We start from the raw sequence: 7,933 nt of genomic DNA, 5'->3' as shown, positions 1-7,933 counted from the left end.
CCCTCCTCGGTTCTGCCGCCGTGCCGCTCGCGGCGCCGCAGGGCGCGGCGCCCACCCCCACGACCATCGACGGCAGGTGACGCGCGTGCCCTCCCAGGAACCTCCCCGCCGCAGGGTGCCAGGACCGGCACGGCCCTCGGGCGGCGCCCGCCCCGGGCCCGGGGCGAGGCCGCGGCCCGCCAAGCGCCGCACGTACCGGCCCGGGCCCCCGCGCACGGCGCGCCGGCTGACGCTCGGCAGCCCCAAGCCGCGCCTGCGGTTCGTCGCGTTCGCCATGTCGCTCGTCATGCTCGTCTTCGTCGTGCGGCTCCTGCAGGTACAGGCCGTGGACGCGACCGCCTACACCGCGAAGGCCGACGAGAACCGCGTGCTCAAGTCGACCATCGCGGCGGAGCGCGGCGAGATCACCGACCGCTCGGGCGTCTCCCTCGCGGCCAGCGACGACGCGTACGACATCACCGCCGACCCGTCGATGTTCACCCCGAAGTTCAGCAAGGCGCCCGACACGCCGGAGCGCGCGGCGGCGCTCCTCGCCCCGATCCTCGGCGTCGACCAGGCGGCCCTGGTGAAGAAGCTCAAGACGCCGAAGTCCCGCTACGCCATGCTCGCGCCCCGGCGCACCCCCCAGGTCTGGAACCAGATCAAGGACCTCAAGAACGTGCTCGCCGCCAAGGCGAGCAAGGACTCGGCCGCCGGCGGGCCCGGCACCAACCCGCTCGCCGGCGTCTTCGAGGAGGAGTCCAGCAAGCGCGTGTACCCCAACGGCGAGCTCGCCGCCGGCGTGCTCGGCTTCGTCAACGGCGCGGGGAAGGGCGCCGGCGGCCTCGAATCGATGCTGAACAAGGAGCTCGCGGGCAAGGACGGCGAGATCTCGTACACGCAGTCGGGCGGCCGGCGCGTGCCCACCGGCAGCTCCAGCGAGAAGCCGGCCGTGCCCGGCACCGACATCGAGCTCACCCTGGACCGCGACATCCAGTGGGCCGCGCAGAAGGCCATCGCGGCCCAGGTCAAGAAGTCCAAGGCCGACCGCGGGTACGTCGTCGTGCAGGACGCGCGCAACGGCCAGGTGCTCGCCATGGCCGACGCGCCCAGCTTCGACCCGAACGACCTGTCGTCCGCGAACCCGGCGGACCTCGGCAACGCGGCACTCCAGGACGCGTACGAGCCCGGCTCCGTCGCCAAGGTCATGACCATGTCGGCGGTGCTCCAGGAGAAGGCGGCCACCGCCCTCACCCACGTCGTCGTGCCGAACCGGCTGCACCGCGGCGACCGCCTCTTCCACGACGACATCGACCACGCGACCGAGTACCTCACGCTCAACGGCGTCCTCGCCAAGTCCAGCAACATCGGCACCATCGAGGCGGCCGGCCACCTCGGCAAGACGCAGGCCCAGGCCGACGAGGTGCTCTACTCGTACCTCACCAAGTTCGGCATCGGGCAGCCCACGGGACTGGCCTTCCCCGGCGAGACGCGGGGCCTGCTCGCCAAGCCGCAGGACTGGTCGACGTCGCAGCAGTTCACGATCCCCTTCGGCCAGGGATTCTCGATCAACGCACTCCAGGCCGCGTCCGTGTACTCGACCATCGCCAACGGCGGCGTGCGCGTGCAGCCGACGCTCATCAAGGGCACCCGCGGCCCCGACGGCCGCTTCACCCCGGGCCCCGCGCCCAGGAAGAGCCGCGTCGTCAGCGCCAAGACCGCGCACACCGTCGGCAACATGCTGGAGTCGGTGGTCGGCAACATCGAGGGCACGGGAAACTCGGCGCAGATCCCCGGCTACCGTGTGGCCGGCAAGACCGGCACCGCCAACCGGGTGGACCCCAAGACCGGCGGCTACCGTGGGTACACCGCGTCCTTCGCGGGATTCGCACCCGTGGACAAGCCCCGGGTCACCGTGTACTGCGCCATCCAGAACCCGACCAAGGGGTCGTACTTCGGCGGCTCCATCTGCGGGCCCATCTTCAAGAAGGTCATGGAGTTCTCCCTCAAATCGCTCCAGGTCCCGCCCAGCGGCAGCAAGCCCGCGAAGCTGCCCGTCACCTTCGAACCGGGATCCCGCGACTGACCCCCAGAGCACCAGGAACCGCACGTGACGATCGACACCACACCACCCGCCGACCGCCCGGCCCACCGAGGCCGCGCGTCGGCCTCGCTTGGCCCGAGCCCCGCGCAGGCGGGTACGCTCACCGCCGTGCCACAAGCTGATCAGAACCCGACCGACTCCGCGCCCGCCCCCGAGACCAGGCCGGGACCCCCGCGCCCCGCCCGGGTGGACCCCAGCCCGCTCGACGCCCTGGCGGGACTGCTCGACGGGACGCGGGCCGTCGGCCCCGGCTCGGTGACCGGTATCACCCACGACTCGCGCGCGGTGCGCCCGGGCGACGTGTACGCGGCCCTGCCGGGCGCCCGCCTGCACGGCGCCGACTTCGCCGCGCAGGCCGCCGAGCTGGGCGCCGCGGCCGTCCTGACCGACCCCGCGGGCCGCGAGCGCGCGGAGACCACCGGGCTGCCCGTGCTCGTCGTGGACGACCCGCGCGCCCGGATGGGCGAACTGGCCGCCGCGATCTACGGGCGCCCCGGCGAGGACCTGCTGCAGATCGGCATCACCGGCACCTCGGGCAAGACCACCACGGCCTACCTCGTCGAGGGCGGCCTGCGCGGCGCGGGCCACAGCACGGGCCTGATCGGCACCGTCGAGATGCGCGTGGGCGACGAGCGCATCAAGTCGGAGCGCACCACCCCGGAGGCCACCGACCTCCAGGCGCTCTTCGCCGTGATGCGCGAACGCGGTGTGACGTCCGTCGCCATGGAGGTCTCCAGCCACGCGCTGGTGCTCGGCCGGGTCGACGGCTGCGTCTTCGACGTCGCCGTCTTCAACAACCTCAGCCCGGAGCACATGGAGTTCCACCACGGCATGGAGGACTACTTCCAGGCCAAGGCGAGCCTCTTCACCCCGCGGCGCAGCCGCAAGGGCGTGGTGAACTACGACGACGAGTACGGCCGCAGGCTCGTCACCGAGGCCACCGTGCCGATCACGACCTTCTCCGCCGAGGGCCACCCCTACGCCGACTGGCGCGCCGAGGACGTCAGGGTCGGCTCGCACCGCTCCACCTTCACCGTCGTCGGCCCTGACGGCGTCCGCGTCCACGCGGAGTCCCCGCTGCCCGGACCGTTCAACGTGGCCAACAGCCTCGCCGCGATCGTCGCGCTGGCCGTCGCGGGCGTCGACCCGCAGACCGCGGCCGACGGCGTCGCCGCCGTGCCCGGCGTGCCCGGCCGCCTGGAGCGCATCGACGCGGGCCAGCCGTACCTCGCCGTCGTCGACTACGCGCACAAGACCGACGCCGTCGAGTCGGTGCTGCGGTCCCTGCGCAAGGTCACCAAGGGCCAGGTGCACATCGTGCTCGGCTGCGGCGGCGACCGCGACACCACCAAGCGCGGCCCGATGGGCCAGGCGGCCGCACGCCTCGCCGACACCGCCGTGCTGACCTCGGACAACCCGCGCTCCGAGGACCCGCTCGCGATCCTCGCCGCGATGCTCGCCGGCGCGGCCGAGGTGCCCGCGCACGAGCGGGGCGCCGTCCTCGTCGACGCCGACCGCGCCTGCGCCATCGCCACCGCCGTCGCCAGGGCCCAGCCCGGCGACACCGTGCTCATCGCCGGCAAGGGCCACGAGCAGGGGCAGGACATCGCGGGCGTCGTGCGCCCCTTCGACGACCGGGAGGTCCTGCGCGAAGCCATCGCACACGCGCTCCACGACGAGCCCTGCCACGAGAACAGTCGTCACAGGAACAACAGTCAGGGATGACCAAGTGATCGCCCTCTCCCTAGCCGAGGTCGCCGCAATCGTCGGCGGGCAGGCGCACGACATACCGGGCCCGGAGTCCGGGGACGTCATGGTCACAGGACCCGTCGTCCACGACTCCCGCGATGTGCGGGAAGGCAGCCTCTTCGCGGCCTTCGCGGGCGAGCGCGCCGACGGCCACGACTTCGCCCGCCAGGCGGTCGAGAAGGGCGCCGTCGCCGTGCTCGCGACGCGCCCCGTCGGCGTCCCGTCGATCGTCGTCAAGGACGTGGTCGAGGCGCTCGGCGCCCTCGCCAAGGCCGTCGTGGAGCGCCTCGGCGCCACCGTGGTCGCCCTCACCGGCTCCGCGGGCAAGACCAGCACCAAGGACCTGATCGCCCAGCTGCTGCGCACCAAGGCGCCCACGATCTGGCCCGAGGGCAACCTCAACAACGAGATCGGCGCGCCGATCACCGCGCTGAGGGCCCAGGCGGACACCCGCTACCTCGTGCTGGAGATGGGCGCGCGCTACATCGGCGACATCCGGTACCTGACGGGCCTCGTCCCGCCGCGCGTCGGCCTCGTGCTGAACGTGGGCTCGGCGCACATCGGCGAGTTCGGCAGCAAGGAGAACATCGCGATCGCCAAGGGCGAGATGGTCGAGTCGCTGCCGCCGGCCGACGAGGGCGGCATCGCGGTGCTCAACGCCGACGATCCGCTCGTACGCGCCATGGCCTCCCGCACCACCGCACGCGTCGTGCTGTTCGGCGAGTCGGACGAAGCAGACGTACGGGCGGAGAACGTACGCCTGACGGCCGCGGGACAGGCCTCGTTCCTGCTGCGGACACCCTCCGGGTGCAGCGACGTGACGCTTCGGCTGTACGGTGAGCACCACGTGTCGAACGCGCTCGCCGCGGCCGCCGTAGCCCACGAGTTGGGCCTGTCAGTCGACGAGATCGCCGGTGCGCTCTCGACGGCGGGGACCCTCTCCCGCTGGCGTATGGAGGTCACCGAGCGCTCGGACGGTGTGACGATCGTCAACGACGCCTACAACGCGAACCCCGAATCCGTGCGAGCGGCGCTCCGTGCGCTGGTCGCCATGGGTGGTGCCGCACGGGCCGAGGGGGGACGCACCTGGGCGGTGCTCGGCCCGATGGCCGAGCTCGGGGACGACGCGCTCACCGAGCACGACGCGATCGGGCGGCTCGCCGTCCGGCTCAACGTCAGCAAGCTCGTGGCGGTCGGGGGCAGGGAAGCGTCCTGGCTGCGGCTGGGCGCATACAACGAGGGTTCGTGGGGTGAGGAGTCGGTGCATGTGTCCGACGCACAGGCGGCGGTCGACCTGCTGCGCAGTGAACTGCGGCCGGGAGACGTCGTGCTGGTGAAGGCTTCCAGGTCGGCAGCGCTCGAGAGGGTGGCCCTCGCCCTGCTCGACGGCGCGGCCGAGGGCGAGGTCGCCGGCCGATGAGGCAGATCCTCTTCGCGGGGGCCATCGGGCTCTTCCTGACCCTGATCGGCACCCCGCTGCTCATCAAGCTGCTGGCCCGCAAGGGGTACGGACAGTTCATCAGGGACGACGGGCCCCGTACTCACGGCAGCAAGAAGGGCACGCCCACCATGGGCGGCATCGCCTTCATCCTGGCGACGCTCATCGCGTACGTCCTGGCGAAGGTGATCACGGGCGAGGCGTTCCACTTCTCCGGCCTGCTCGTGCTGTTCCTGATGACGGGCATGGGGCTCGTCGGGTTCCTCGACGACTACATCAAGATCGTCAAGCAGCGGTCGCTCGGCCTGCGGGCCAGGGCGAAGATGGCCGGGCAGCTGATCGTCGGCATCGCGTTCGCGGTGCTCGCGCTGCAGGACCCCAACGGACGCGGCATCTCGCCCGCGTCCACGAAGCTGTCGTTCGTCACGGACTTCGGCTGGTCGATCGGGCCCGTCGTGTTCGTGGTCTGGGCGCTGTTCATGATCCTCGCCATGTCGAACGGCGTGAACCTGACGGACGGCCTCGACGGCCTCGCCACCGGCGCCTCGGTGATGGTGTTCGGCGCGTACACCTTCATCGGCCTGTGGCAGTTCCAGGAGTCCTGCGCCAACGCGGTGACGCTGACGAACCCCAACGCCTGCTTCGACGTGCGAGATCCACTCGACCTCGCGGTCGTGGCGTCCGCCCTGATGGGCGCCTGCTTCGGCTTCCTGTGGTGGAACACGTCCCCCGCGAAGATCTTCATGGGCGACACCGGTTCGCTCGCGCTCGGCGGCGCGTTCGCCGGCCTCGCGATCACCTCGCGCACCGAGTTCCTGATGGCCGTGCTCGGCGGCCTGTTCGTCCTGATCACCATGTCCGTGGTCATCCAGGTCGGTTCGTTCAGGATGACGGGCAAGCGCGTATTCCGGATGGCACCGCTGCAACACCACTTCGAACTCAAGGGGTGGTCCGAAGTCCTTGTGGTGGTCAGATTCTGGATCATGCAGGGCATGTGCGTGATCGTCGGCCTCGGGTTGTTCTACGCCGGATGGGCGGCCCAGAAGTGAGCACGGGCGACTGGCGCGGCAGGCGCGTCACCGTCGCGGGGCTCGGCGTCTCCGGCGTCCCCGCGGCGCGCGTCCTGGCCGGCCTCGGCGCCGAGGTCACCGTCGTCAACGACGGTGACGACGAGCGCTCGCGCGCCCAGGCCGAGGAGCTCACCGCACTCGGCGTCACCGTGCGGCTCGGCGACGGCGACACGCTGCCCGACGGCACTCAGCTCGTCGTCACCGCCCCCGGCTGGCGGCCGGACAAGCCCCTGTTCGCGGCCGCCGCGAAGGCGGGCGCCGAGGTCTGGGGCGACGTCGAACTCGCCTGGCGGCTGCGCGGCCCGGACGCGGCGCCGTGGCTCGCCGTGACCGGCACGAACGGCAAGACGACCACCGTGCGGATGCTCGCCGCGATCCTGGCCGCCGCAGGTCTTCGCACGGCCGCCGTCGGCAACATCGGCGTCTCGCTGCTCGACGCCGTCACCGGCGACGAGACCTACGACGTACTCGCCGTCGAGCTCTCCAGCTACCAGCTGCACTGGGCGCCGAGCCTGCGCGCCCACTCCGCGGCCGTGCTCAACCTCGCACCCGACCACCTCGACTGGCACGGCTCCATGGAGGCCTACGCGGCCGACAAGGGCCGCGTGTACGAGGGCAACCAGGTCGCGTGCGTGTACAACACCGCCGACAAGGCGACCGAGGACCTGGTGCGCGCCGCCGATGTCGAGGAGGGCTGCCGCGCGATCGGCTTCACGCTCTCCACGCCGGGCCCCTCGGAACTCGGCGTCGTGGACGGCCTGCTGGTCGACAGAGCGTTCGTCGACGACCGGCGCGAGAAGGCGCAGGAGCTGGCCGAGGTCACCGACGTCACCCCCGCCGTGCCGCACAACATCGCGAACGCGCTGGCCGCGGCGGCGCTCGCCCGCGCCTACGGCGTCGAGCCGTCCGCGGTCCGCGACGGGCTGCGCGCCTTCCGCCCCGACCCGCACCGCATGGAGCACGTCGCCGAGGTCGGGGGCGTCACGTACATCGACGACTCGAAGGCCACGAACACGCACGCGACGGAGGCGTCCCTCGCCTCCTACGACCCGATCGTCTGGATCGCCGGCGGGCTCGCCAAGGGCGCCACGTTCGGCGAACTCGTCGCCGGCGCGGCCGCTCGGCTGCGCGGCGTCGTGCTGATCGGCGCGGACCGTGCGCTCATCGGGGAAGCCCTCGCGCGACACGCCCCGCAGGTCCCTGTCGTGGACCTCGACCGGACAGACACTGGGGCGATGTCGGCGGCGGTCCACGAGGCGACGCGCCTGGCACAGCCGGGGGACACGGTCCTGATGGCCCCGGCCTGCGCGTCGATGGACATGTTCGCCAACTACAACAAGCGCGGCGAGGCGTTCGCGGAAGCCGTACGCTCGCTCAGCGCGGAGCATGCCTGACCGGCGGGGCCCAGGTGCCCGGCCGGGCGCGCGACTGGAGGGGACACCGACGATGCCGGCCGACGAGACCACCCCGCTGAGCGAAGGGCGGGCCTCGGCGCGGCCGCCCCGCGCCGCCGTCATCACCGCGCTCGGCTGGCTGCGGCCTCGCCGGCCGGCTGAGATCGCCGGACTACCGGGCAGATCGGTAGAACGCACT

General features: G+C 72.2%; 5 protein-coding genes. All 5 read left to right on the top strand.

Annotated features, from left to right (window positions below):
- The first annotated feature begins 85 nt into the window (after positions 1-85).
- The 5 genes from JFN87_RS30680 to murD all read left to right on the top strand — a co-directional run bounded on the left by JFN87_RS30680 (position 86) and on the right by murD (position 7,734).
- Positions 86-2,065 (top strand): peptidoglycan D,D-transpeptidase FtsI family protein, encoded by a 1,980-nt coding sequence (locus JFN87_RS30680; protein WP_307865659.1) that lies wholly within the window; start codon positions 86-88, stop codon positions 2,063-2,065.
- 126 nt (positions 2,066-2,191) lie between these two features.
- Positions 2,192-3,808, top strand: coding sequence for a UDP-N-acetylmuramoyl-L-alanyl-D-glutamate--2,6-diaminopimelate ligase (locus JFN87_RS30675; protein ID WP_307865658.1), 1,617 nt, complete (start codon positions 2,192-2,194; stop codon positions 3,806-3,808).
- Between the two features lie 4 nt (positions 3,809-3,812).
- Complete coding sequence (locus JFN87_RS30670) at positions 3,813-5,252, top strand: UDP-N-acetylmuramoyl-tripeptide--D-alanyl-D-alanine ligase (RefSeq protein ID WP_209345401.1); 1,440 nt, start codon at positions 3,813-3,815, stop codon at positions 5,250-5,252.
- Positions 5,249-6,319: a phospho-N-acetylmuramoyl-pentapeptide-transferase gene (gene mraY, locus JFN87_RS30665; RefSeq protein WP_209345399.1), complete on the top strand. Its 1,071-nt coding sequence runs from the start codon at positions 5,249-5,251 to the stop codon at positions 6,317-6,319. Before JFN87_RS30670 ends, mraY begins: the two co-directional genes overlap by 4 nt.
- Positions 6,301-7,734: a UDP-N-acetylmuramoyl-L-alanine--D-glutamate ligase gene (gene murD, locus JFN87_RS30660; protein WP_209345398.1), complete on the top strand. Its 1,434-nt coding sequence runs from the start codon at positions 6,301-6,303 to the stop codon at positions 7,732-7,734. The genes mraY and murD overlap by 19 nt, the downstream gene beginning before the upstream one ends.
- Positions 7,735-7,933: the final 199 nt, after the last annotated feature.

Origin of the sequence: Streptomyces montanisoli, from assembly GCF_017813245.1 — a bacterium.
In the GTDB taxonomy this organism is placed as follows: domain Bacteria; phylum Actinomycetota; class Actinomycetes; order Streptomycetales; family Streptomycetaceae; genus Streptomyces; species Streptomyces montanisoli.
Note: the sequence above shows the minus strand (reverse complement) of the source record. Positions and strands in the feature narration are given on the sequence as shown.